The following is a 24,475-nucleotide window of genomic DNA, read 5'->3' on the forward strand; positions in this document are numbered from 1 at the left end:
AAATAATAAAAAAGGGGATATTGTTTTGAAACAATTACAAATTAATGATCAAGATGCGCAAAGACTTATAAAAATGCTAAAAAATATTTTTGATGATCATAATATAGATTTAAGTGTGCAGCCTGAGGGCGTTATTAAAATTGAAGGAAGCGGAGATATTAGCTTTATTTTAGATTATAAGTACGCAGCCTCAAAAACTTCATTTAATTTCAGAGAAACAAAATATAACTATACCTTATTAAGGATTAATTTGAATGATAACTTCCATAAAAATGCTGATGGGACAAGAGTTTCTGGTCCTCGAATTAATGTTTTTTCTGAAAAAGAATTCGAAGATAAAGGAGATAATCATACTCATTATAAAGCTTATCCTCTTCCTTATGATACTATTCCTAAAAGTAATGACTTCTATGAAGTGTTAATAGAGCTATTAAAATATACTAATACTAATAATAGTGATAAAATAAGCTTCCAACAAAGTATAATATCAATATAACGAAAGAGGTGTTAAATATGAATGTTGAGGACATAAAGAAAGATTATCTTAATTATATAAAAGAAAACACAAATGTTAATCTTCATAAAGATGAAGTTTATTCAGTTGATACACCTTTTATAGATAGCTTTGGTGATGGTATAAGTTTTTCTATTAAATTTGATGGAAAGCTATATAAAATTACCGATGATGGTTTTGCTTCCTGGGAACTTGATCTTGCTGGAATTAATTTAAACAAAAAAAGTAAAAGGAAAGAACTATTCACTAATTCAATTGATTTCCATGGATTCAATTTAAGTGATAATAAAGAAATTTATCGAAAAGTATCTCAAAAAGAAATTGGACAAGCAATACATGATATGACTCAATTACTAATAAACATATATGATTTAACTTATTTAAGTAGAAATAATGTCGCTTCACAGTTCTATCAAGATGTTGATGCATACTTCTCGCATAATGATTCTTATGCTGTTTTCCCCGATTTTAACATTACTGGCAAATCACAATTAAATCACCGCTTTAACTATGTATTCCTTCAAAAAGGAATTAATAAATTAGCTAAAGTTCATACTCGAGTCGACAAGCAACAAGTAAACAGTATACTAACCAGTTGGCTTGATACCACAGCTGTAAGAAAAAATAATGAAAAACTTTACGTTATCCTTAGTAACGAAGGCTATCATGATATCACTGATGAAAATTTAATTGCTCTAGAATCTTACGAAATAAGTATCTTAAATTTTGATAATAAAGATTCTCTAATAAACAATTTAGGTGCTTAGCAACAAAAAAAGCCCCCTCTCCTCACTAGGAAGCATCGAGCGAAAGGTATGTTATAAACGATAATTTTTACTAATAGGTAGCACCCAATTAAATAATTTGAAGGGAACAATAATATTTGAATTATTGGATGAGTCGTTCTATAGGAGGGAACATAATGGATATTAAAGTTGCTGCGTTTCCAGATGAGACTAAAGTTATATCTAATGTCGGAAAAAGAAAAATACCAGACTTAAAAGTTGGAGATAAAGTAGAAGTCTATGAACCTCAAATAAAAATTAAAGATCCAGATACTGATGAAACCATTGATTGCTATGGCTCTACTAAAGAAAAATTGGTCATTACTAACTTATACGATAATTATTTCGTCGCAAGAAAGAAGAAAGTAACCACCGATTCCCCTTTTAATTTCAATGCTATTACACCTCTGCTAGGAACGGTAACAACGTCGTATGAGCCTATTAAAATCGATCAAACAGATACTCTAGTCCCTTCACCAGAATCGGAATATATTAAAATTGGTGATCATATGCGAATATATTATGATGACTAACAAATTTATTGACAATCAACTTAATCAACAGTATGATAAGAGTAACTTAAATAGCTGCGGATGCGGCCAGGAAATTTCCCTCTTATCTTACGCGATAGGAGGGATTTTCTTATGTCTTATGATAGGCCCTTTTTGAGTTATGAGGAACAGTTGCAGCGACTTAAAGATAAAAATGTGATAATAACTAATGATGAATTTGTGCTAAAGTCATTAAGAACACATTCCTATTACACCCTATTGAATGGTTATAAAGATTTGTTTGATATGCATTTTGACCAAAATAAAGGAATGGAAGTATTTACTTATGGAATAGATTTCAACCAACTGCATTATTTATATGTATTGGATACAAATTTAAACACTATTTTATTCAAATATATTTTACAAATCGAGCGTTCACTAAAAACCAAAGTTGCTCATCTAGTTGCTGAGCACTATGGCGTTCATCAAGATAATTACTTAAATTACCGTAACTATAGCTCTCATAATGGTTTAGATAGATTGAATGAAATGAGAAATCTTCAAAAACAATTAAATAGACGAAATAGAAATGCTTCTGTAGACCACTATAGAAATAATCACAATCATATACCACCTTGGATCGCTGTGAATGTCTTCTATTTTGGGAGTGTTATTAATTGGTACAAAATATTAAATTCAGATTTAAAAATAGAAATTGCTAATGAATTCTTAGATTACTTTGATGAGCTAACAATTGATGATAGATTAACCTTACTTAGCGATTCTTTATCACTTATTCAATCATATAGAAATAATATGGCCCATGGCAATCGTACCTTCGAAACCTCTATTCAGACCGAGCTGCCAAAAAATGAAATATTAAAAATTTTACCTTCAGATACATTATCTGAAACAGAGTTTTTGCAAAATTTGGGAAAGAAAGATCTTTTCGCGGTAATGCTATGTATTATTTTTTTGATTGAAGATGAATATATTGTAAATAACTTCTTACAAGATATTACGAACTTATTAGAAACATTGACCAAAGATGGTGAAACACAAGAGCATATTATTTCAAATAAAGGTAATATTTTCTCCACATTAAAAATCCCCGACAATATAAGAGAACGTCTAATATCACTAATTGTAAAAAAATACAATATTCTCTACGTATAAAGTAAAAAAAGCCCCACTCTCCTCACTGGGCAAGTTGAGGGAGAGCAGGGCTAACCAGAAATAAAGATCCCACACATTAGGTGGTTCTTATGTGTTTATATTACCTCAAACTTTGCTGGCTGGCAAGTGGAGGTTATCATGAACATTTATAAGTATACACTAAAAAACGGCCAAGAAAAATATGGTATAAAAGAATACCTAGGGCTTGATGAGTTAACTGGAAAACAGGTTAACTACTTTAAGAAGGGATTTGATAGTGAAGAAGAAGCGAAATTAGCTTATCAACGAGCCAATGTTCAGTTTGAAGATGGCCAGTATAAAGTAAAAACAGGTTCCTACACGTTTGAAGAAGTCTATCATATGTGGTTAGACTACTACAAGATGACTGTACAAAGCAGCACTTTAAAACGAACCAAGCAAATTTTTAGAGATCATTTGTTACCTATCCTAGGCAAACAGAAGATTAATAAAATCCATCATGTTACCTTGCAAAAACTAGTCAACAATCTATCACAAAAAGTTGATAGCTACCAAAAGATTTTTGGATATGCTAAGCGTATTTTCACATGGGCCTTTAAAAAAGGAATTATCCATGAGAATACAGCAGAAAAGGTAGATGTCCCCACTAAATTAGCAAGTTTTGATGATGAGGACAGCTACGTCTTTTACACAAAGACTGAGTTGCAACAAGTGCTAAACACTTTAGAAAAATATGCTCCCAAGAAGTGGTACGCCTTCTTTCGTACCCTTGCCTATACAGGTATGAGAAGAGGCGAAATTATGGCCCTTAAATGGGAAGACATTAACTTCAATCAGCGAACCATCAATATCTATAAATCCATCGCCGTTGGAGATGGAAACAAACGCTATATAGCTCCCCCGAAAACCAAACATGGTAAACGAAAAATAGCGATTGATGATATCACTTTACACGCTCTAAAGCGTTGGAGAACTGAACAAGCTCAAATATTATTGGAGAATGGACTAGCGCTTAATGACCAATGGTTTATCTTCAGCAAGCAAGATGAGAATGAGCCAATTAGTCTATCGAAACCATGGACGTTTTATGATAAGTTTTGCAAGCGTCACGGCTTACGTTTCATTAAGATTCACGGTTTCCGACATACTCATTGTACCTTACTTTTTGATGCTGGGGTACCCTTACAGGATGTTCGAGACAGACTAGGCCATTCATCCATTAAGATTACTGTAGACATTTATAACCATGTGACAGACCAACAGAGAGACAAAACATTGAACTCTTTTGTTGAATTTATGGACCAACCATCAAATCTATAACTTTTCTATAACTATACTAAAATAAGCTTGATAAATGTTGATTTGACAATAAAAAGCCTCAAAAAAAGTGAACCCCCTCTGGGCGTATAATTTTTAAGTCAAATTTTGATAGCTAAGATTTAGTAACTTTCCAATGCTTGTGGCATTGGGATTTTTATTTTAAAACAAATTTACGATATAAATTATGCTAGTGAGCATCCGTTACGCTTTTGAATTTGCTCCTTGAATTAAGGTCCCCTACCTATTTTGCTAGTTATGACGCAAAATATGGGGCAATATTTTTATCTACCCCCACCGCTAAATTAGTAAGTTAGCACCTAGTAAAGTAGGTGCTTTTTATTTTGCCTTCTAAGCCGTTTTAGATAAAAAAAACATTACCTAATTATCTTATCTTAGGCGCTTAGCATCGACGCTGGTATATAATTTTGCGGAATAAAACGCAAACTATGCGCAGAAGTTAAGATGAATTAAAACATTTGTCTTAATGCGCATTAAGGCGTATAATCTATTATCGAAAGGAGCTAGCTATGTCAGAAAGAGATGTGAAAGAACTCCTAAAACTTCTAAAAAAGCACGACTTTACAGAAGTTAGAGTCAAAGGAGACCACCACCGCTACGAAGATGGAAAAGGCCACAAAGTCACCGTTCCTTATACATCCAAGAAAGATACTATCCCTAAAAAAACATATAGGTCAATCTTAAAACAAATGGGCCTAAAATAGCCCCTAAAGGAGGATTAAAAATGTCACTTGCAAACTATGTTATCTATCCTGCCGTCTTTACCCCAGACGAAGACAACCCTAATATTCTAAATGTGGAGTTTCCTGATGTACCTGGTGCTTTGACTTACGGAAACGGCCTTAAAGAAGCCATGTTTAACGCCTCTGAAGCACTATCCCTCATGCTCTATGACGAAGTTGAAAAGCCCCAACCCTCACCTCTTTCAGATATTCAGCAACAGTTTCCTGATGATCAAGTACTCTATGTAGGCGTTGACTTAGACCAAGCAGCTAAAGATATTACAACACCTACTGTTAAGAAGAATACTACTATCCCTGCATGGCTGAATGCCGAAGCCACTAAACAGGGTATCAACTTCTCACAAACACTAACTGAAGCACTCAAGGAAAAACTAGGTATCTAACGCTCGAAAGCCCACGATGTGCTGGGCTTTTTTTGAGCTTCAAAGGCTATAATCCTTTCTTTCGCACGGTCCAGTTCTCTTTTTTACCCCCTAACTAGAAGTTCACTTTTAAGCTGTGCAGACCAGCTAACTTGATGATGCTTGATGCTAGTTAGCGGATGGGCTCAAAATTTTTAGAAATTATTCGCCATTCTTTTTCTGCTTCAATTGCCTCTTGAGGTGCATCTTCAGATAGATAATAATTTTTACCATTCTTTCGACTAAAGTCTAACGTTGAAATTTCTTCACCCATTTTTTCTGCATCTTCTCAGTTTATCTTTAATTTCTAAATGTAATCAGCTCAAAAAGCTTTACTTTTACCTATTTCATATGTATATTGTGCATATGTATATAGAATTTAAAAATGCCGATTACACCTAAGAATCTAGTAAAAATGCTTAAGAAGAATAGTTTTCAAGAGGTGTGACAACGTGGAAGTCATAAGCTTATGTATAACAGAACAAGCAATCGAACAACTGTAATCCCTATGCATAGCTATTGATGATTCGTTTTACAAAGAGATATTAAAGCAAGCAGGTCTTAAATACCCTGCAAGTTTAAGGCTTTTGCTAACTTCACAGAAAGGATTGAATTCTTATGTTAGTTTATCCAGCAACTTTCGAACAAGATGAAAAATATATACTTGTTAAATTCCCAGATATCCCGGAAGCCATGACTCAAGGTGAGGGTATTAGCCAAGCTTATGAGATGGCAGAAGAAGTTTTAGGAACTGCTCTTGAAGACTACACAGACTATCCTAAAGCAAGCTCTTTAAAAGAGATTAGAGACCAATTTCCGGACAAAGACGCTGCTCTAATTGGAATTGATTTAGCTGCTTTCCGGCGCAAATACCACTCTAAAACAATTAGAAAAAGCGTTACTGTTCCAGAATGGCTTAACGACCTAGCTAAGGCTGAACAAATCAACTTCTCACAGACGCTGACTGAAGCACTCAAGGAAAAACTAGGTGTCTAACGCACGAAAGCTCACTATTTGCTGGGCTTTTTTTGAGCTTCAAAGGCTTCAATCCTTTCTTTCTCACGATCCAGTTCTGTTGATTGGCCCTAAATTAGAAGTTCACTTCTAATCTATGCCGTCCAATTTACTTAATGATGCCTCTTCCTCGTAAAGGACCACTTTTAGGAATCATAGTTATCGTATCAAATTGTTCAGATTCAGTATCTTTTCTTCCCGTTATATGATCAGCATGACCTTCAATGGCGTCACCCTTATTAGATATTACGCGAATATCCTGCATAGGCATCCATTAATTAACCACAGCTCTCCAAAAATTAGTCCAAGTTTCCTTCAAGCAAAACCATTCTAGCCTCTTCACTACCATGCACTCTACTAGCTACCGGGAAATCTTTACCTTGTTTAGCGTAAACAACCAAGATACCTTCCAACAGGTCTTTAGCATTAGCCACTGCTTCATCAAATGTTTCGCCATCTGTAAAACAAGATTCAAAATCAGGGAATTCAGCATAGTACACGTTATCTTCTTCCCTAATCAAGCAAGGATAAATCAGTTTTTTCATCACTTAACCTTCCCTTCGAACGAAGTCTTTGGATTAACTATATTATAGCTAGCTTAGCTTGATCGTCCAAGCAAAGACTTAGGATCAGGAATTTTGAGCCTTCTAGCTTTCTCCCTAATTAAAATAAAAAGGTCCTAGAGCATTGGACTCTAGGGCCTTTGTGCTATTCACGGAACTTTTCACCCTTCCACAAACTTAGTAAACTCTATTATTCTGACGATAGTGCGCCTCGATCTGTCGCTTAACTTCTTCCCTGTAAGCCCCCATCAGCTTGCGCGTATGCGGACCAAGTGGGTAAGTCACTTGATCCACTTGTCGAACAGGCATAATCCCCATCAAGGCGTTGGTCAGAAAGACCTCATCGGCTTGGTAGAGGGTCTTTAAGGGAATTGCTTCTTCTCTGACTTCAAACTGGTCCAGTAAATAGGCGCGGACGGTGCCAGGTAGTAGGCCCGAACTCTGCTTGGGGGTATAGATCTCACCTGCTCTCACAATGAAGAGATTGGAAGTAGCCCCTTCACAGACCAGGCCATCAGAATTACAGAAGAGGGCTTCCTGATAGCCTTTAGCTCGGGCTTCTTTTAAGCAGATGATATTGTCCCCATATTGGAAGGTTTTATGATAGGTGAAGGGCGAGCTCGGATTGCGCCGAACCTCACTTAACAGGCAAGAGACTCCTTCCTGGTATTGGCTAGATGTATAGGGATTTTGCCGATGGGAGTAGACAGTATTTTTTTCGGAGACCGCAATCTTTAGGGCCTGGTGGTCTAAAGGATGGGTCTTGAGGTAATCCAAGATGTCGTCTATAGATAGCGAGATCTCTAAGCCCAGAAAATCAGCCCCTGCCTTCAAACGATCCAGGTGGCGGTCCAAAAAGAGGGGACAGCCTGCTTCGACTGCAATCGTTTCAAAGACGCCCATCCCGTAATAAAAACCATTATCTAAGTGAATCATTCGTCTTCCCCCTTTTCCTCTGAGCGTTTTTGGAAGCTTTGGACCAAGGCTTGCCCTTTCAATACGGTCTCCTCGTACTCGGCTTGGGGGTCGGACTCACAAGTGATGCCGCCACCGAGCCCCACTTCATAGCTGCCGGACTGGTGGACCAGGCTGCGGATGATGATGTTGAGCTTCATGTCCTGGTTTGGGCTAATATAACCCAGACAGCCGGTGTAGATGCCACGGGCGGAAGCTTCCAAGTCATCGATAATCTCCATGGTCCGCTGCTTGGGTGTCCCAGTGATCGAACCACCAGGGAAAGTGGCTTCTAAAATTCGCATTAAGTCTGTCTCAGCCGCTAGTTCGCCGACGACTGTTGATACTAGGTGGTAGACCGTGGCATAGGCTTCAACTTCAAAGAGCCCCTTGACCTTAACGCTTCCTGGTTGGCAGATCCGATTGAGGTCGTTGCGCTCTAAGTCGGTCACCATCAAGAGTTCGGACCGCTCCTTGTCTGCTTCCTGCAGAGCCTTTCGGTAGCCTTGGTCGACCTGGTCATCTCCCGTCCGCGGACAGGTCCCCTTGATGGGCCGGGTGGTGATTTGTCCATTTGCCACTTCGAGGAAGAGTTCCGGCGAAGAAGAGAGGAGCTGAAAGTCGCCAAAGTTAAAGTAAGCCGCATATGGAGCTGGGTTAAGCTGGCGTAATCTCAAGTAATACCTTAAGGGATCTTGCTTGGCAAGCAGCCAGATTCGCCGACTGAGATTAGTCACATAAGTATCCCCTGCTTCAATATAGTCAATGATTTCTTGAACATTCTTCATATAGTCTTCAGCTGAACAGTCCGCGATGACCTGGTCAATGCCCGCCCCCTCTGGAAGAATGGAGGCCTGTTTCCTGATAGTTTCAAAACGCCTCTCCCAGTCGGCAAAAAAAGACAAGCTCTCCTGGTCCTCATGCAGGCTGATTAAGGTCAAGCGGCCCTTGCTATGGTCCTCAACTAGGTAAGTCTCATAGAAAGTCCACACCGCATCAGGATAGCTTAATTCCTTCTCCTGCTGGCTAGCTAGGCCCTGCAAGCAGCAGCCAAAATCATAGGAGAAGTAGCCGAGGGCAGGATTGACTAAGGGCAGACCAGCAATCGTAAGCTTGTCCTGGGTGTCCAAACAGGCTTGAAACTCAGTAAGAAAGTCACCTGCTAGGGCTTGGTCATTCCGGTAAACTTGGCCTGCAACATCTTTTAAGACCAGTTTAGGCTCCAAGGCTAAGACTGAATACATCCCTTCCTGGTCTCGGCTTGAAGAATCCAGGAAGGCACAGGGTCCCTGGTCGGCTAAGTAGGCAAAAATCTGGTGCAAGTCAGGAGAGTCTTGATAATGTTTGTATTTCATAGTTTAACTCCTCCAAGCTTTGGCTAATTGAATAAAGCGAGCGAGAATCTCATGGCCATAGTCGGTTAAGACGGCCTCGGGATGGAACTGGACACCGTAGATACAAGCGTCAGGCTTGGCTAGGGCCATCAAACAACCGTCCTCAGTCCAGGCCTCTGCCTTGAGCTCTTCTGGCAAAGAAGATGGATCGACGCAGAGGGAGTGATAGCGGGTGACCTGAAAAGCCTGGGGCAAGCCCTCAAACAAACCTCGGTCCTCATGCCTTAAGCTATGGAGCTTGCCGTGTTGGGGACGAGGCGCGCGAACCACCTGGGCCCCGCTAGCATAGGCAATCACCTGGTGACCGAGACAAATCCCTAAGATAGGCAGTTTGCCCTGGGCTAGCTGGAAGAGGTCAAGTGAAGCTGTCGCATCTTCAGGACGTTTGGGGCCAGGAGAGATGATGAGGCCTTCATAAGCCGTTAGATCAAGAGCAACTCTCCTCTCTTCCAAGTCAGCGGCAGATAGGACTTCCAAGTCAGCGCCCAATTCCCTAAAGTAGGCGGCTAGGTTGTAAACAAAGGAATCGTAATTATCAATCATCAAAAACATGACGTCTCTCATTTCTATTGATTGGCGATGGTTGGCTGTGACTAAGAAATAATTATCAGAAAACATCCCCTGGTCAAATCCTAAAAAGACGCTCAGCTTTGGTCAGAGATAACAAGTCATCCTATCTGTGATTAAGCTGAGCGTCCTTTTCCCATCGCTTTTTATTTTTAATCATTATAGCATGCTAGGCGTATGGTAACCATTTCCTTTCGATTTATCTATTATTGGTCCCATTATGAAATCTTCTAGTCTTTTCCCTTCATCATTTCCACGAAAAATGTTAAAATAAGTATGTGAAATAATTAACATATAACAAGGAGGATTTCATATGAATCGAGTATTTGCGAGCCCATCTCGTTACGTTCAAGGAAAAGGTGCCCTGAAATCAGGAATTGACTACATTAAAGCCTTAACTAAGCGTCCTCTCCTACTCTGCGATGATACAGTTTGGGAAATTGTCGGGGAATCATTCCATCACTTCCTCAATGACCAAGGTTTGGAGGTGGAGCATGTGGCCTTCAACGGCGAAGCCTCAGTCAACGAAATTGACCGTGTCTCAGAAATCGTCACAGAAAAAGCCTGCGACGCTGTGATTGGCCTCGGAGGGGGTAAAACTATCGATTCAGCCAAGGCGATTGGAGATAACTCAAACATTGCTGTTATCGTCGTCCCTACCCTAGCTTCTAGCGATGCGCCAACCTCTGCTCTTTCAGTTATTTACAGTGATGAGGGGGTCTTTGAAGGCTACCGCTTCTATGATAAGAACCCTGACCTCGTCTTAGTAGATAGCAGCGTTGTCGTCCAAGCTCCTGCTCGCCTCTTTGCGGCCGGAATCGGCGATGCCATGGCGACCTGTGTGGAAGGTTTATCTGTTATTAAAGCCCAAGGTAAGACCATGGCAGGCGGAAAAGCTAGCTTAGCGGGCCAGGCCATCGCCGAAAAATGCCAGGAAACGCTCTTTGAATACGGTGAACTTGCCCTAGCTGCCGTTAAGGAACAGCGCGTCACCCCAGCTGTGGAAGCCGTTATTGAAGCCAACACTTTGCTCAGTGGCTTAGGCTTTGAGAGTTGTGGTTTAGCAGCTGCCCATGCGATCCATAATGGCTTTACTGCTCTCAGCGGTGATATCCACCACATGCAACACGGCGAAAAAGTCGTCTATGGCACCCTCACCCAACTCTTCCTTGAAAAGGCAGACAAGGCCATCATCGACCGCTTCATCCACTTCTACCAAGCAGTCGGTCTTCCGACCACACTTGCCGAACTCAAACTTGACCAAACATCCTATGAAGACCTGGTTAAAGTCGGTGAACTCGCCCTCCAAGACGGCGAAACCATCCATGAAATGGTCGGCGATTTCAGTCCAGAAGATATCGCAGATGCCCTCCTTGCCGTGGATGCCTATGTCAATAGTTTAAAATAAAACAATCGATTGCTCATTCAGCCTCTTACTTGCCGGTAAGGGGCTTTTTCATCGTCTGAATGAAAGTCTACCGTTCAAAAAAGACTGGTCCCAAAAAGACCAGTCTACAATTTCTCTAATATCAATCAGGATAAATCCTAAATTCCCCCAAAATTATACAACAGCTTATTACTCACAGATACTTCGAATGAAACCTTCTGCCTCTATGTCAAACAGCTCTAAAATATCTTTTTGTTTCCGATTTAAGCAATTAGCTCTCACTTGACCATCGCTTCTTTCAATGCGATAAATCTTATCTAGCTCTATCACTAAAGATTTAAAGGTTCTTACTGGAAGAAGTTCGCATGTTTGAAACATACGATAAATGTGCGCGAGTATAATTTCGGCAATAAAGCCAATGAAAAACTTAGCTTCAGTCGATTGCTGATGATGGGTCTTCAGTCGATAGAATTCCAGTTGATTCTTCATACTATCGTAGTGACTTTCAACTACGTCCCGACGCCGATACATCTTCAAAGCCTCTTCAGCGTCTAAGTCAGCCACATTAGTTAGTAATCCAAATAGACCACAGAGTTTAAAGGCTTCATTCACAGATTCTTCTTTGCGCTCATAACCGGTGATATATTTTTCATCACTGACCTTTACCTCAAAGTAAGGGTCTTTTTTCTTGCGCATCTTTTTGTGAACTTGCGCTTGAAGCGTCTCTTCTCTCTGGTTTAGTTCACTATCTAAACTCACAATATCTACCCCTCGTTTATCCATATCTAGGTAGATACTTCCTGTCAGTTCCCAGTCATTAATCGTAAGAGGGCCTTGAGTACCAAAACAATGAAGGTCCCCCATGTAATGAGCGAATTGCTCAACCTCTTGACCATATTCTAGTAACCAACTTCGATATAGTTTCTGCGACTGTGGAAACGCCATTAAAAAGGGAATGTCATGAGCCATCATGAAGTTAATGTTATCTGAAGTCAGAAAGCCTTTATCCATCACGATAGTTACAAGCTTAACTTCTAATTTTTCGGCTAACTGAATCATATCGACAAGGTGCGTCTTGTCAGGAATGTTCCCATCATAAAGTTCGTAAAATATAGGTAATTGCGCACTTTGAGAATAAAAGACACCAACGTTCACCTGCGGAAGATTCTCATGGTCTCGATTATATCCTCTTCCTGCTAATTCGATATCCTGACCATAAGTCGAAATACTGGTCACATCATAGGCCACATAGTCTCCTTCTCGAACGGTAGCTTGACGCCATAAGTCAAAAAAGCTCCAACGTTTACCTTTCTCAATGAGAGCGTAAAGCTTCCCTAGCTTTTTCTCTGATGGTGAACATAGATGAGGGTTGTAATGGGTTTCGTAGTAGTCATCCAGATACGTCATGGTGTTTCCTTGCGCCAACATATAGTAGGCTAGGCTTAAAATTTCTTCTCCCGCATCTTCAAAAACTTGACAGAGTATGCTATCCAGTGATAAATGTTTACTTAACTCTCTAAGGAAGCAAGTGAAGCCTGCTCGTTTGAAGGAGCTTTCTTCTGGTTCTGATGGTTGAGAACTAGTAAATAATTCAAAATAATTTTGATTAGGGAAGAATGTCGTTGGGTCTTCTTCATTGAGTTTACCAATAGCCACATCTTTATGGGTCCGCGTTCCGTTTTTGGTGACATAGTAGGATTGAACGTAATACACATATCGATAATTACCACTTTTTTTGATGGATACCCGTTTTTCTGGAAGGGGAATGGCAGATTTTTTCTTCATAGTTGAACACCTTCTTGTTGTTTATATTATACAACGAGAGAGAAAAACAATAGGATAAAGATGATAATATCAATCTTTATCCCATTATTTAATGAACTGTTGTATATTTCTGGGGGAATTTAGGATGGGAAAGAGGAAATAAGGCAACAAATGTTATTGTATGTATGCACTAACTCCTTTTGAATATAAATCGTGTATCAATGAAAACAATTTTTCAGAGGGTAAATCTTTTTCTCTGTTCAGCCATAAATGAAAGAGCGTTAATGATGTAGAGATGTGAAATTCTAACAAATATGGCATGATAGAAGTGTCTGAAATCATTTCAGTATAAACTTCTTTGATGTTAAATTCTTCTTTTATCTTCTCCAAAAACCGTATATTTCCATACTTACCTAATAATGCTTTTACTTCTAATTCTTTTGCTTCAAAAAGCTCATAAATGTGTTGAGGAGTATTTATATTTCGCTTTTCTAAGGATTGTCTAACATAGGTCAACAAATCGTTTTCTACATATTCCAGCAACTCATATATATCTTCAAAGTAATGATAAAAAGTGCTTCGGTTGTATCCTGCTAATTTTGTGAGTTTTTGAATTGAGATTTTTTCAATCGGCATTTTCGCATATAGTTCACAAAATACATCAACAAATCTTTGCCTTGTTTTATCTGTTATTTCTGGTTGTTTGTTCATATTTTCCCTTTCTGGTATCATGCAACAGATTTTCAAAATCTGTTTATTGATAGCTCTAATAATAAAAGATACAATTATTATACAACATGATGTTGCATAATAAAACAGCAACTTCGTAGAAAGAAGTAAACATATGAAAGCAATGATTTATACTAAAACAGGCGATTTAGATGTGTTAAAAATACAAGATATTCCAAAGCCTGTCCCAAATGACAATCAAGTTTTGATTGAAGTGAAAGCATCTGCGTTAAGTATAACTGATTATGAAAGATTTAAAACACTAACCTCGAATGTCCCATTTTCTACCAAAATGACATCTTTTGTTATGGGATTTATAGGTTCTCCGATAGGTGCTGAAATTTCTGGTATTGTCGTTGAAACAGGTAAAAATATTACTCATGTAAAAGTTGGAGATTGTGTGTACGGAAAAACAGCGGGAACATTTCCAAAAGGTGGTTTTGCCGAGTATGCTCTTATGGATAAAGAACGTGTTTTTCAAAAGCCCGAGAACCTTTCTTTTGAGCAAGCGTCCGCCATTTCTATATCTTTTGAAACCGCATTAGGTGCACTACGAAAAGGAAAGGTGGAAGCTGGAAAACAGGTAATGATTTATGGAGCTTCGGGTGGCGTTGGACTATATGCTGTTCAATTAGCAAAAGCTATGGAAGCAAACGTTACAGGCGTGTGCAGTACAAGAAATATGGAACTCGCAAAACAAATGGGCTGTAATGATGTTATAGACTATAAAAAAGAAGATTTTACCAAAGTAGGCAAAAAATTTGATGCTATTATTGGAATAAACGGGTGTAACCCTATGAAAGTTTATAAACAGCTTTTAAAGCCAAATGGTATTTTTGTGGGTGTAGGAGATTTAAAACAGGCGACAAAAGCACTTCTCCATTCGTTTGTTTCAAAAAATTTTTCTTATTTTGCGCTACCAATGAACCCACAAAAAGATTATCTTCCTTATGCAAAGGAACTTTCAGAAACGGGAAAGTTGATACCTTATATAGATAAGGTTTATTCTGTCAAAGATACAAAAGAAGCTATCCGATATATTATAACTTCTCATGCACAAGGAAAAATTGTTGTTACTATGGACTTTTAACTGAATATTTCATTTTTATAAGCTCGTACAGACATAACGTTTTGTACGAGCTTTTTCTTTCTCTTCTTTCCGTATTTCCAAAGGGTGAGGCTGGGACAAAAGTTCCGGCCTCTTTTTAAAAAGCGAACATTTTTCAAAAACGTGTTCCAAAAGTCAGGCCTGACATCCACTTCACGAACTATGTCCAATCGTTTACCAACGATTTCCCATAGTTCGTTCCAGTGGTTCAGGCCTGATCGACTTTTGTCACACTCTCATATTTCAACTTTGCGGAAAGGGGGTGAGATTATGAAACTATCTTCTTTTGAGGAAATCATCAGATTACAGTTTAATGCTTATATGATGATAACGATAAAAGGTATTGTCCGTTATCGCAAAAAAACGTGCAAAGCGTTTGGAGCATGAAACACTGTTTTGTGAAATTCCAGAAATAAAGCAGAATAACCAAAGTAATTATGATAGCTATTCCTTTGAATTTTCTGTATTTCAAGTATGGAATTTCTCAATCAAGGTATCTGATGAAAAACTAGGTACAGCTTTACGCAAGCTATTTGAAAAGCAACGTAACTAGATCTTGTTGTACTATTTTCAAGATATGCGGGACAGAGAGATTGCGGAACTTTACCATGTATCACGGTCTTCTGTAAGCTGTACGAGAAACAGAGGATTGATGGATACCCGTTTTTCTGGAAGGGAATGGCAGATTTTTCTTCATAGATGAATACCCTCTCGTTGTGTATATTATACAACAAAAAAAAGAGAAAACAATAGGATAAAGATGATAATATCAACCTTTATCCCATTATTTGATGAACTGTTGTATATTTCTGGGGGAATTCAGGATCAATATGGGCCATAATGGTATCCAGGACATCCTGGTGCAAGTCCTCAACCAAATGATCGACCACGCGTCCATTGCGGTTGTCATAATCGAGACAGCGGATTTGGACCGTGTCGATGATTCCCTGGACCGCATTTTTCTCGGTTTTTAGCTTCAGGTCCATGGGATACTTGGCGGGCCGCTCGGTGATCGGCATGGCCCAGACAAAGCCGGCACTCTCCGTCATCATTTCATTGTTGACAATTAGAACCGGCCGCGTCTTGCCTTTTTCATGGCCTCTGGCGGGATCGAGGTCAATCACCGCAATATCGAATTGTTTTACCATTCTTCACCTGCAGTTTCCCCGTAATCGATCAGGCCTTCCTCATAAGTCCCCCCAGCCTGATAAAAGGCGCGAATTTTTTCTTTGAGGGGGCTTTTTTTCTTGGTCACTAAAATCGATTCCTTCTCAATGGTTAAATTAACCCGGTCGCCCACTTCTAAATCTGACAGGTCTAAGGCCCGCTGACTCAAAGGAATCGCTTGACGGTCCCCCTTCTGAATCACTTGCGAAGATAATTGCTTCACCACGATCAGCCTCCTCCTTCATTCTTTCATGCAATGCTATGATAACACAGGCTAGGCTGCGTGTCATATGCACCCTGGGTCACTTAACGAGTCTTGCCGTGGTAGAGGAAGTATTGGAAGGCATCCTTGTCATCGAAGCTGAAAGGCGCATCAGCCACTAAACCCTTGTAGTCATAGAAACTAACATCGCAATCGCTATCCGTGTGGAGGATAAAGTCATCCACCCCATGGTCGCGGAAGGCCTCCAAACCTGCCCGCCAGAGCTTGCCACCAATTCCCTTGCCTCGGGACCGGGCGCTCAGAATAAACAATTGGAGGACGCCTTGATAGGCCTCCTGGTGACCGCGGTCCAGGCAAGCGTTAGCCTCGCGCTCCCGGTCAAGCACCTCGAGAACGGTCTTATCCTGAATGCCCAATTCTTTCAGATAAGCCTCCCAATCGAGCGGGGCTTGGAGCTTGTCTGCCCCTTGGACATCCCCGATAAAAATCCCCAAAGTCTCAGCATCATAGTCCGCCACCAAGGCAAAAGTCCCCATCTCCAAACGCATCTTGGCATCGATATCTGCCAAGCGAGCAGCTAAATCAGGGTCTTCTGCCGTCACATCAGGATACCAGGTTTCTTGGATCATGGCCTTAACCGCATCAAAATCCGCTGCCTGGTAAGGTCTTATTTCTAATGGCATCACTTTTCCTCCTTTATTTATTATGGCTTAAAGATAAATCCTAGTCTAACAGAGGCCATGCTGAAAAACAATTCCTTTGACTTCGCGAGCTGTTGATAAAAGATAATGCGCTAATTATTTAAGTTGCATGTTGTCTGTTGTTGATTCTGTATACGCATATAGAACCCTCTGCTTTATCTCATAGAGTGATCCAAATGCATTATTTATCATAATCAAAATTCAAATCTAACTCCAAGCCAGACAAATACGACCACGTTGTCGGATTTGGGCAAGAAAATATTGAAAATGGAAAGCTTGTAGCTAACTTTCCATCAACTAGGAAAGCTAATTAATGGTAATCCCCCCTTACAAAGGACTAAGTAACTAAATACGAATTAACTAAAGACTAAGTTTACAAATAACGAATTTACAAAATGAATTAAATTAAATAATAGGCGCGCGTGCGCGCGAGAAAATCATTCCTCAAATTAAAATCAAATCAACAAGCAGAAGCTATTTTTTGCCAAAAGCCTGTCAATTCAACATCGAGACCACTTTTCAAAACTGCTAGCTCTAGCCCATGCTCACTTTCGACGCAAATTTGCTCAATAATAAGGCATGCAAAAAGCGCTCGGGCAGGTTATAGTGGACCTAAGGCTTGTTCATCGCTGCTAGCTCTCTCCTCGACAAAAAACCAAAAAAATTCCGATTTTGTGTAAGAATTGCCCCTTAGCTGGTGTATTCATAGTGAAAGGAGGACAGGCCATGTTAAATGATTTTTGGACTATCCAGCAGATTAAACACCGCAGAGAAAGCGGTATTCGCGCTGTCATTGACCAGTACGGCGGGCTTTTGATGGCGATCATCAAGCGCCATGCCCAGGGTTATGAGGCCTATCACGAGGAATGTTTTAACGATACCCTCTTAGCGATTTGGGACCATATTGCAGCCTATGACGCCAAGAAATCGTCTTTCAAGAACTGGATTGGCGCCATCGCCCGCTACAAGGCCTTGAACCTAGTCCGTGATAACCGGCGCCTTGCCCAGCAGGAGACCTATGATGACCACTATGAATCTGGGGATAGGCAAATCCTCGACCAGCTGATTCTCAGAGAGGACCTCGAACATTTGATTTCGACCCTTTCTGAAGAGGACCAAGCCATCTTCCTAGCCCTCTTCTACGAGGGGCAAGACGTCAAAGAAGTGGCCCAGGCCCACCAGCTGAGCCCCAACGCCCTCTACCAGCGCATCCACCGCGGCCGCGAAAAATTAAAAGGAGAGAGAAACCATGACCAAGTCTAAGATCTACCAGCTACTCAACCAGACCAAGATGAACTTATCGGACTATCCCGAGGAACACTTGTCCACCAAGCAAAAAGACCGCCTCTACGCCCAATTCCAGGCTTCTCATGGCCAAGAAAAGACCAAATCCTATCGACGTCCCCTAATCTTAGGCCTAGTACTTGCCATCGCCTTACTGACCCTCACCCCCTGGGGCCAACAAGCTTCCGCCTCCGTCAAGTCGCTCATCGACAGCACCCATTTCACCCTCTCTGCCAGCGCCGGCGATATGGGTGAAAAAACCTTCCCCGTCGGACAGACCATCCAGATGGGCGACCACCAAGTCAAGCTGGAAGATGCCCTTCTAGATGAGAATTCCGTGACCGCTTCCTTCCTGGTCGAATCGCCGGAATCCTTATCTCCCCAAGACTTCTATGATTTCGTCGGCATGGCTATCGCCGTTAACGGAAAAACGACCCGGATCAGTTCAGCAGCTGGCTCGGCTCGCTTATTGGATAACGGTATCTACCAAACGACTATGACCTATAACTTCGATGACCCCCTCGAGCTTCAGGCCAATAACCAGATCTATCTGCAGATCTCCGGGTTAATGAAGAATGCCAAGGAAGTCATTTCCATGAACGACGCCGCCTTTGACCTCAGCGGACGCCCCGAAGACTTGAACGGGGGCAGCCGCTATATTAACCCCGACAAGGACGCCTCGGCTAATCCAGACGGTGTCAACATCCAAGCTGTCAAACTCCACCCCCTAAAAACCCAAATCCAAGCCCAAATCCCTGAATCAGAAGCAGAAAACGCCATGATCGAAGCCGACCTCATCCTCCCCGATGGCCGCCGCTTGATCCTGACAGGTGCTTCTGAAATGAAAGCCTCAGCCACAGCTAGCCTGGTCGACTTCCAAGCCAACTTTGACTTCTCAAACGATTCAAGAAGCCAGGTAACCTTTGAAGACCTCATTAAGCAAGACAAAATCCAGGTCCAACTCTTTAAGATCCCCCTCCCTGAGGAAAGTGGTCGGATAACAAGCGACCAGCGGACCGCTTTGGGTGAGCCGGTGACGGTTGAACTCGATGAAGGAAATCAAGAGGACAAATAGGCCAAAAATCTTCTTAACAAATGACCGATATACTAGCCGGTCTAGCTCAATGTCCATCCGCAAAAAATGAAGCAGATACATTAAATCCATGCAAGCCTCATAGCCTTTTATCAGAAGCTCAGAGTGTCGCTATATAGTAACCCCTCATACAAACAGCCAACCGAGATCCTCCCCTCTACACTTATTGAGGTAAAGGGATGTCGGTTGGCTTTTTTTGATAATTTTTCAAAATCATTGGCTGATATATCTGGGGAAATAATTTTATGACTCCTATCACCTCCAATTAATGTTTATTTGTTCGTTTATATGATATATTACAACTTTATTCAAACACATTAGAACATTATTATTGTTTATTTGTTGACTTAAGCGTTTTCATGTATTAGATTGGAACTATCATATCATTTAACGTTTGTTATTTAAGGGAGGATATTTACTATGTTTTCATCACGAAATGTGAAAGAACGAGAAAAACAAACCCGTAAGCAACAACCGCATTATGCCTTACGCAAGACTTGCTATGGCTTGGTTTCATGTACAGTAGGGCTCATGATAGCAACAAGCTTTCAGACAGTCCATGCTGCTGAAAACTCAACAGTAGAAACTGAGCTAGAGAGCAGCCAATCGCAGGAACTTTCGACTGATGGAGAGCCTAGTCATGATCTGGATGTAAGCAATGATCAGGCTCCTGCACGCCAATCGATGGAGGAAGTGGATGCTGGTCCAAAAAGTCAATCGAACTCAGAACAAGCGAGTGCTGCTAACGAGGAAAGTAGCCCCAGCTCTTCTAATCGCCAAGTCACGACATATGCTTCTACTGATGAAGCAAGTCCTGAAGAGATAGCCGAAAGCGAGTGGTCGCTCGTATCAGGCGATGGGCAAAAGCAAGTGATTGAGGAACAGAATACACGGTACCTCCGCCTAAGTTCAAATTCAACTGACTCAGAGTCATCCTCCCTCTATAAAAAAGATGGAATGGAAGTAAATGAAGATGGTACCGCAAACTATACCCTCAATTTTATTGACCGGACGGAAGCCGATAGTTCCAAGTTTGGACTCTTCTTATCCCGTGACCAAGAAAATAATCACTTGTATCTTGGCTACGACACCGATGGCTGGTTCTGGTCCTATAAGACGCCAACAGTCGATAATAAGCTGACCAGCCACCGAAGTGACGCACCAATCAAAGGCGAACAAAACCAAGTGCTCATCAGCCTAAAATCAGATGGTCAATTGAACGCCACAAATAATGGAGAAAACTTATTTGATACTATCAATTTGCCAGGCTCCGTCATGGACTCCCTACAGGCCCATCCCCAGGCTTACCTTCACCTAGGCTCTACCCCAGAAGGTCCAACTGTCATTGATGTGAAGACAGACAACCAAGAAAATGTTACGGCTAACTTAGATGACAGTCTAGAAACAGGCCAAGCGATTGATGATAGTCAAGTGACATACGATACCCTTCGATCAGAGGATTTAGCGGTCAGAATTGACCAGGCTTTTCCACGCATTCAATCCTACTCCTATCAAGGTGGAGAGCTCTATGGTCAAGTGCAGCCGACTAATGTTATCCGGATTAACTATCAAGACGTGGTTCCAGAAGTTACTTACCATAAGATTGATGAGAGCACAGCCCAATATATTTTAGATATCAAATCTCCTGAGAAATTTATTGATGCAGCGATTACCTATCAAATTAAAGTTGATGATAACAAAGTCCACTTCGATGTCGTTGATATCAACAACCGCTATGACATTCAAGCAGGAGAAAAGATAGATAATCCCCTTAAGCTCATTATGACCATTGAATTGCCGGGGAACCATCTCGTTGCTGCCAGTTCCAAAGAAGTTGGTAGCCGCTTCGATGGGGCAATGATGTCAACCAATACTCACCATTCTGGCGATGTCCATTTAGATATCACCAATCCAATGGTTGATATGCCTGACACAGGCTTTATGTATGGCTTTGTCTCTAATCCTAAGCTAGCAGCGGGTGTCTGGAGCAATTCCCAGTTTAATTATGGGGGTGGCTCAAGCGACTACACCCGACTGACCGTTGGCAAAGAAACTTATGGATCTGATAATTATTTAGGTATCTCAAGCTCTCCCTATTTTTACCAAGTCCCCTACTATGACCGTGTCCTAGATGAAAGAACTTGGGAACTCCCTCAATCAACGATTGTTTTATCAACTGATCGCAACAATGATGAAGTGATTGATTGGCAAGATGCCGCTATTGATTATCGGGAAGTTATGAATAATCCCCAGGGCTGGGAAGATGTCCCTGATCTCGTTGCTTACCGAATTGCGATGAATTTTGGGAGTCAAGCTCAGAACCCCTTCTTAATGACCCTTGACGGGATTAAGAAAATTTACTTACACACTGATGGCCTCGGACAATCTGTCTTACTGAAGGGTTACGGCTCAGAAGGCCACGATTCGGGCCACTTGGATTATGCCAATATCGGTGACCGCATGGGAGGTATTGAAGACTTCAACAAACTTCTTCGTTGGGCAGAACCCTATGGCGCTAAAATCGGCATCCACGTCAATGCTTCAGAAACCTACCCAGAATCAAAATACTTTGAACCAGAACGCTTACGTAAGAATCCAGATGGTTCCTATGCTTATGGTTGGAACTGGCTTGACCAGGGCATTAATATTCAAGCGGACTATGATTTAGCCAATGGCCGCTATGATCGCTTTAAGGACCTCAAAGAAATCGTCGATGACAATCTTGATTTTATTTACGTTGATGTTTGGGGGAACGGTCAATCCGGCAATAACGCGGCTTGGGCCACCCACCAGTTAGCTAAAGAAATTAACGACTTAGGTTGGCGGGCTGCTTTTGAATGGGGCTATGCTGGCGAATATGACTCCACCTTCCAACATTGGGCCGCTGATTTAACCTACGGAGGCTATACGCTAAAAGGGATTAATTCAGCTATTACCCGCTTCATTCGCAACCACCAAAAAGATGCCTGGGTTGGTCATTACCCAAGCTATGGCGGTGCTGCCATCGCCCCACTCCTCTTTGGCTACGATATGATGGATTTCGAAGGTTGGCAAGGCCGCAGTGATTACCAAGGTTACATCCAAAACCTATTCGAAACAAATGTCCCAACTAAATTTATCCAACACTTCAAAGTGACTCGCTGGGAAAACGGCGACCCCGTACAAATGTCAGATAATGGAGAAACTTACAGCTGGACGCCAGAAATGCGCATTGATTTAGAAGATGATGCCAATAATCATTTAAGCATTGAACGCGCTTCTAATGATGTGAACGATCCCGATTACCAGCGCCGCATCATCAGACTTAATGGTCGGAAGATCTTAGATGGGAGTACTTATTTAATCCCATGGAAATGGGATCAAAATGGAAATCTGCTCCCTGATCAAGCACAAAAATTATACTATTATTCCGATCAAGACCAAGCGACTAAATGGACACTTCCTGAATCTATAAAGGCTGACCAAGTCTACGTTTACGAGTTGACGGATTTAGGACTGGCCAACCCCCAACTTGTTGAGCTTAAAGAAGGCCAAATTCAATTAAAACTTAAAGGACGCACGCCTTATGTCCTTTACACAGAGGCTCAAGCACCCAAACAGGTTGTTTATGGTCAAGGAGAAGCCATCATAGATCCTGGCTTTAATAGCGGAAGTTTAGATAATTGGAACATCAAAGGTGAAGTAGTTGCTGCTAAGATCGAGCGCTCACAAGGCGATAACCCCATGCTTAGCTTCTCTAATCAAGAAGAGGACCTAAGCTTAAGTCACGAACTAAGCGGTCTTGAGGCCAATACGCCTTATGCCTTGAGCCTCGGAGTTGACAACCGCAGCGAGGAAGCTCTTGAGATCATTATTCAACAAGGTGATCAGACATGGCGACAAGTCATTGAAACATCCCCTGCACCAAACTATATTAAGGCCTACGCCCACAACACCCTGACAAAAAATGCCACAGTTGATAATTCTTCCTACTTCCAGGATGCTTTTGTCTTCTTTACCCCTACAGAAAGCAATGAACCGGTTAAGTTGACTCTGAAACGGTCTGCAGGAAATGGTAAAACATATGTTGATGATGTTCGAGTAGTTGAAAACCATTCAGCAATGTTCGACGGCCACCATGATTCTACAGATGCTCGTATCTTCTTCCAAGACTTTGAAAATGTCGCGCATGGCATCTATCCCTTTGTCATTGGTCCAATTGAAGGTGTAGAAGATAATCGGACACATTTATCCGAGAAAAATGCGCCCTATACACAACGCGGTTTTAATGGTAAGGTAATTTCTGATGTGATTGATGGTAAGTGGTCGATTAAAACAAATGGCTTAGTGAGCGCTAACAATCTGGTTTATCGAACTATTCCTCAAAACCTTAAATTTAAGCCTGGTAAAACATATGAGGTGACCTTCCAATATGAAGCCGGGTCGGATGGCACCTATGCTTTTGTGATAGGGAATGGGGAATATACAGGTCCCGATAAGCTAGACATCCACCCTCTTCCAAATACTTGGGAAGATTCGCCCGAGGCTAAAACGGTAACCTTCACTGTGACAGGCGCTGATAACGGAGAAACCTATATCGGTATCTTCTCGACAGCTAAAGCTTCAGACACCAAAGGAAAATCTGGTGGCGCTGCGAACTTTGCTTCTTACAATGACTTCATGCTGGATAATCTCAAAGTAGAAGAATTGTTAACAGCAGAAGACATCAAGAAAGAAGTAGAGAGTCTAATTAAGGATCGCTTGAATCATTTAGAACCAGTCAAGCAAGACAAATATAGCGAAAAATCCATAGCTGCTTACTTGGAGGCCCTGCATGCCTTACAGCAAGCAGATACTGACCAGCTATCCATCGAAGAAGCAGAAGCTCTGATCAAAGACTTAGACCAAGCTGAAGAAAACTTAAGCCTCCGCCCAAATGAAGAGACGCCATCTGACGCAGATCATGGTAAAGAGTCAGAAGCAACAGAAGAGCCTACAATTTCTGATGAAACATCAGCTTCAGACGCCAATAATAAAGATACTGATTCAGATCAACTAGGCAACACAAAGTCCCAAGTTGAGTCTGAAGATAGCTCAAGTCCAAGCAAAGAAAATAAC

General features: G+C 41.2%; 22 protein-coding genes and 1 pseudogene. 13 read left to right on the forward strand and 10 right to left on the reverse strand.

Going from position 1 to position 24,475, the window contains the following annotated elements:
- Positions 1 to 25 precede the first annotated feature (25 nt).
- The 7 genes from AWM72_RS00125 to AWM72_RS00155 all read left to right on the forward strand — a co-directional run bounded on the left by AWM72_RS00125 (position 26) and on the right by AWM72_RS00155 (position 5,412).
- Positions 26 to 496, forward strand: a complete 471-nt coding sequence (locus AWM72_RS00125) for a DUF6978 family protein (RefSeq protein ID WP_067971416.1) — start codon at positions 26 to 28, stop codon at positions 494 to 496.
- A gap of 17 nt (positions 497 to 513) precedes the next feature.
- The gene (locus AWM72_RS00130; protein WP_067971423.1) at positions 514 to 1,281 is read left to right on the forward strand and encodes a DUF1828 domain-containing protein; all 768 of its coding nucleotides are present in this window, start codon (positions 514 to 516) and stop codon (positions 1,279 to 1,281) included.
- A 155-nt stretch (positions 1,282 to 1,436) separates the two neighbouring features.
- Positions 1,437 to 1,832: a hypothetical protein gene (locus AWM72_RS00135; RefSeq protein ID WP_067971426.1), complete on the forward strand. Its 396-nt coding sequence runs from the start codon at positions 1,437 to 1,439 to the stop codon at positions 1,830 to 1,832.
- Between the two features lie 111 nt (positions 1,833 to 1,943).
- Complete coding sequence (locus tag AWM72_RS00140; protein ID WP_067971430.1) at positions 1,944 to 2,969, forward strand: Abi family protein; 1,026 nt, start codon at positions 1,944 to 1,946, stop codon at positions 2,967 to 2,969.
- Between the two features lie 138 nt (positions 2,970 to 3,107).
- Positions 3,108 to 4,268, forward strand: a complete 1,161-nt coding sequence (locus AWM72_RS00145) for a site-specific integrase (protein ID WP_067971434.1) — start codon at positions 3,108 to 3,110, stop codon at positions 4,266 to 4,268.
- A gap of 527 nt (positions 4,269 to 4,795) precedes the next feature.
- The gene (locus tag AWM72_RS00150; RefSeq protein ID WP_067971439.1) at positions 4,796 to 4,990 is read left to right on the forward strand and encodes a type II toxin-antitoxin system HicA family toxin; all 195 of its coding nucleotides are present in this window, start codon (positions 4,796 to 4,798) and stop codon (positions 4,988 to 4,990) included.
- 20 nt (positions 4,991 to 5,010) lie between these two features.
- Complete coding sequence (locus AWM72_RS00155) at positions 5,011 to 5,412, forward strand: type II toxin-antitoxin system HicB family antitoxin (RefSeq protein WP_067971441.1); 402 nt, start codon at positions 5,011 to 5,013, stop codon at positions 5,410 to 5,412.
- 151 nt (positions 5,413 to 5,563) lie between these two features.
- On the opposite strand, the gene AWM72_RS09325 is transcribed toward AWM72_RS00155, so the two are convergent.
- On the reverse strand, positions 5,564 to 5,704 hold the full coding sequence (locus tag AWM72_RS09325) for a hypothetical protein (RefSeq protein ID WP_158444705.1): 141 nt from the start codon (positions 5,702 to 5,704) through the stop codon (positions 5,564 to 5,566).
- A 344-nt stretch (positions 5,705 to 6,048) separates the two neighbouring features.
- On the opposite strand from AWM72_RS09325, the gene AWM72_RS00160 reads away from it, so the two are divergent.
- Positions 6,049 to 6,426 carry a type II toxin-antitoxin system HicB family antitoxin gene (locus AWM72_RS00160; RefSeq protein ID WP_067971445.1) on the forward strand — a complete coding sequence of 126 codons (378 nt, stop codon included), beginning with the start codon at positions 6,049 to 6,051 and terminating at the stop codon, positions 6,424 to 6,426.
- A 317-nt stretch (positions 6,427 to 6,743) separates the two neighbouring features.
- Here the strand turns inward: AWM72_RS00160 and AWM72_RS00165 are convergent, their stop codons facing one another.
- The 4 genes from AWM72_RS00165 to AWM72_RS00180 all read right to left on the reverse strand — a co-directional run bounded on the left by AWM72_RS00165 (position 6,744) and on the right by AWM72_RS00180 (position 9,907).
- A complete protein-coding gene (locus AWM72_RS00165; protein WP_067971447.1) occupies positions 6,744 to 6,989 on the reverse strand; it encodes a type II toxin-antitoxin system HicB family antitoxin in 246 nt (81 codons plus the stop codon).
- A 195-nt stretch (positions 6,990 to 7,184) separates the two neighbouring features.
- On the reverse strand, positions 7,185 to 7,943 hold the full coding sequence (locus AWM72_RS00170; protein WP_067971449.1) for an aminotransferase class IV: 759 nt from the start codon (positions 7,941 to 7,943) through the stop codon (positions 7,185 to 7,187).
- Entirely contained in the window at positions 7,940 to 9,316 is a 1,377-nt protein-coding gene (pabB, locus tag AWM72_RS00175; RefSeq protein ID WP_067971454.1) for an aminodeoxychorismate synthase component I, read from the reverse strand. The genes AWM72_RS00170 and pabB overlap by 4 nt, the downstream gene beginning before the upstream one ends.
- Before the next feature lie 3 nt (positions 9,317 to 9,319).
- The gene (locus tag AWM72_RS00180; RefSeq protein ID WP_067976459.1) at positions 9,320 to 9,907 is read right to left on the reverse strand and encodes an anthranilate synthase component II; all 588 of its coding nucleotides are present in this window, start codon (positions 9,905 to 9,907) and stop codon (positions 9,320 to 9,322) included.
- 328 nt (positions 9,908 to 10,235) lie between these two features.
- Here AWM72_RS00180 and AWM72_RS00185 point away from each other — a divergent pair, with 328 nt between their 5' ends.
- Positions 10,236 to 11,330 carry a glycerol dehydrogenase gene (locus AWM72_RS00185; protein ID WP_067971457.1) on the forward strand — a complete coding sequence of 365 codons (1,095 nt, stop codon included), beginning with the start codon at positions 10,236 to 10,238 and terminating at the stop codon, positions 11,328 to 11,330.
- A gap of 168 nt (positions 11,331 to 11,498) precedes the next feature.
- On the opposite strand, the gene AWM72_RS00190 is transcribed toward AWM72_RS00185, so the two are convergent.
- Both AWM72_RS00190 and AWM72_RS00195 read right to left on the reverse strand, forming a co-directional pair.
- Entirely contained in the window at positions 11,499 to 13,094 is a 1,596-nt protein-coding gene (locus AWM72_RS00190; RefSeq protein WP_067971459.1) for an IS1634 family transposase, read from the reverse strand.
- A 153-nt stretch (positions 13,095 to 13,247) separates the two neighbouring features.
- Positions 13,248 to 13,784, reverse strand: a complete 537-nt coding sequence (locus AWM72_RS00195; protein ID WP_067971462.1) for a TetR/AcrR family transcriptional regulator — start codon at positions 13,782 to 13,784, stop codon at positions 13,248 to 13,250.
- Between the two features lie 133 nt (positions 13,785 to 13,917).
- Between AWM72_RS00195 and AWM72_RS00200 the strand changes: the two genes are divergently transcribed.
- Complete coding sequence (locus AWM72_RS00200; RefSeq protein ID WP_067971465.1) at positions 13,918 to 14,892, forward strand: NAD(P)-dependent alcohol dehydrogenase; 975 nt, start codon at positions 13,918 to 13,920, stop codon at positions 14,890 to 14,892.
- Positions 14,893 to 15,686: 794 nt separating this feature from the next.
- Here the strand turns inward: AWM72_RS00200 and AWM72_RS00210 are convergent.
- From AWM72_RS00210 to AWM72_RS00220, 3 genes are all read right to left on the reverse strand, one after another.
- Entirely contained in the window at positions 15,687 to 16,058 is a 372-nt protein-coding gene (locus AWM72_RS00210; protein ID WP_067971468.1) for a type II toxin-antitoxin system PemK/MazF family toxin, read from the reverse strand.
- Positions 16,052 to 16,303, reverse strand: a complete 252-nt coding sequence (locus AWM72_RS00215) for a hypothetical protein (RefSeq protein WP_067971469.1) — start codon at positions 16,301 to 16,303, stop codon at positions 16,052 to 16,054. The genes AWM72_RS00210 and AWM72_RS00215 overlap by 7 nt, the downstream gene beginning before the upstream one ends.
- A gap of 80 nt (positions 16,304 to 16,383) precedes the next feature.
- A complete protein-coding gene (locus AWM72_RS00220; RefSeq protein ID WP_067971472.1) occupies positions 16,384 to 16,983 on the reverse strand; it encodes a GNAT family N-acetyltransferase in 600 nt (199 codons plus the stop codon).
- 744 nt (positions 16,984 to 17,727) lie between these two features.
- Between AWM72_RS00220 and AWM72_RS00225 the strand changes: the two genes are divergently transcribed.
- The 3 genes and pseudogenes from AWM72_RS00225 to AWM72_RS00235 form a co-directional block, all read left to right on the forward strand.
- The gene (locus AWM72_RS00225) at positions 17,728 to 18,264 is read left to right on the forward strand and encodes a sigma-70 family RNA polymerase sigma factor (protein ID WP_067971475.1); all 537 of its coding nucleotides are present in this window, start codon (positions 17,728 to 17,730) and stop codon (positions 18,262 to 18,264) included.
- A complete protein-coding gene (locus AWM72_RS00230) occupies positions 18,251 to 19,360 on the forward strand; it encodes a hypothetical protein (RefSeq protein ID WP_067971477.1) in 1,110 nt (369 codons plus the stop codon). The genes AWM72_RS00225 and AWM72_RS00230 overlap by 14 nt, the downstream gene beginning before the upstream one ends.
- Before the next feature lie 438 nt (positions 19,361 to 19,798).
- Positions 19,799 to 24,010 (forward strand): annotated as a pseudogene (locus AWM72_RS00235) (endo-alpha-N-acetylgalactosaminidase family protein); the annotation flags it as partial.
- Positions 24,011 to 24,475 lie beyond the last annotated feature (465 nt).

Source organism: Aerococcus sanguinicola, from assembly GCF_001543145.1.
Classification (GTDB): domain Bacteria; phylum Bacillota; class Bacilli; order Lactobacillales; family Aerococcaceae; genus Aerococcus; species Aerococcus sanguinicola.

What these genes read in the sequence shown, in the direction of transcription:
- AWM72_RS00130 (WP_067971423.1), top strand. Translation starts at nt 514, where the DNA reads ATGAATGTTGAGGACATAAAGAAAGATTATCTTAATTATATAAAAGAA.
- AWM72_RS00135 (WP_067971426.1), top strand. Translation starts at nt 1,437, where the DNA reads ATGGATATTAAAGTTGCTGCGTTTCCAGATGAGACTAAAGTTATATCT.
- AWM72_RS00140 (WP_067971430.1), top strand. Translation starts at nt 1,944, where the DNA reads ATGTCTTATGATAGGCCCTTTTTGAGTTATGAGGAACAGTTGCAGCGA.
- AWM72_RS00145 (WP_067971434.1), top strand. Translation starts at nt 3,108, where the DNA reads ATGAACATTTATAAGTATACACTAAAAAACGGCCAAGAAAAATATGGT.
- AWM72_RS00150 (WP_067971439.1), top strand. Translation starts at nt 4,796, where the DNA reads ATGTCAGAAAGAGATGTGAAAGAACTCCTAAAACTTCTAAAAAAGCAC.
- AWM72_RS00155 (WP_067971441.1), top strand. Translation starts at nt 5,011, where the DNA reads ATGTCACTTGCAAACTATGTTATCTATCCTGCCGTCTTTACCCCAGAC.
- AWM72_RS09325 (WP_158444705.1), bottom strand. Translation starts at nt 5,704, where the DNA reads ATGGGTGAAGAAATTTCAACGTTAGACTTTAGTCGAAAGAATGGTAAA.
- AWM72_RS00160 (WP_067971445.1), top strand. Translation starts at nt 6,049, where the DNA reads ATGTTAGTTTATCCAGCAACTTTCGAACAAGATGAAAAATATATACTT.
- AWM72_RS00165 (WP_067971447.1), bottom strand. Translation starts at nt 6,989, where the DNA reads ATGAAAAAACTGATTTATCCTTGCTTGATTAGGGAAGAAGATAACGTG.
- AWM72_RS00170 (WP_067971449.1), bottom strand. Translation starts at nt 7,943, where the DNA reads ATGATTCACTTAGATAATGGTTTTTATTACGGGATGGGCGTCTTTGAA.
- pabB (WP_067971454.1), bottom strand. Translation starts at nt 9,316, where the DNA reads ATGAAATACAAACATTATCAAGACTCTCCTGACTTGCACCAGATTTTT.
- AWM72_RS00180 (WP_067976459.1), bottom strand. Translation starts at nt 9,907, where the DNA reads ATGTTTTTGATGATTGATAATTACGATTCCTTTGTTTACAACCTAGCC.
- AWM72_RS00185 (WP_067971457.1), top strand. Translation starts at nt 10,236, where the DNA reads ATGAATCGAGTATTTGCGAGCCCATCTCGTTACGTTCAAGGAAAAGGT.
- AWM72_RS00190 (WP_067971459.1), bottom strand. Translation starts at nt 13,094, where the DNA reads ATGAAGAAAAAATCTGCCATTCCCCTTCCAGAAAAACGGGTATCCATC.
- AWM72_RS00195 (WP_067971462.1), bottom strand. Translation starts at nt 13,784, where the DNA reads ATGAACAAACAACCAGAAATAACAGATAAAACAAGGCAAAGATTTGTT.
- AWM72_RS00200 (WP_067971465.1), top strand. Translation starts at nt 13,918, where the DNA reads ATGAAAGCAATGATTTATACTAAAACAGGCGATTTAGATGTGTTAAAA.
- AWM72_RS00210 (WP_067971468.1), bottom strand. Translation starts at nt 16,058, where the DNA reads ATGGTAAAACAATTCGATATTGCGGTGATTGACCTCGATCCCGCCAGA.
- AWM72_RS00220 (WP_067971472.1), bottom strand. Translation starts at nt 16,983, where the DNA reads ATGCCATTAGAAATAAGACCTTACCAGGCAGCGGATTTTGATGCGGTT.
- AWM72_RS00225 (WP_067971475.1), top strand. Translation starts at nt 17,728, where the DNA reads ATGTTAAATGATTTTTGGACTATCCAGCAGATTAAACACCGCAGAGAA.
- AWM72_RS00230 (WP_067971477.1), top strand. Translation starts at nt 18,251, where the DNA reads ATGACCAAGTCTAAGATCTACCAGCTACTCAACCAGACCAAGATGAAC.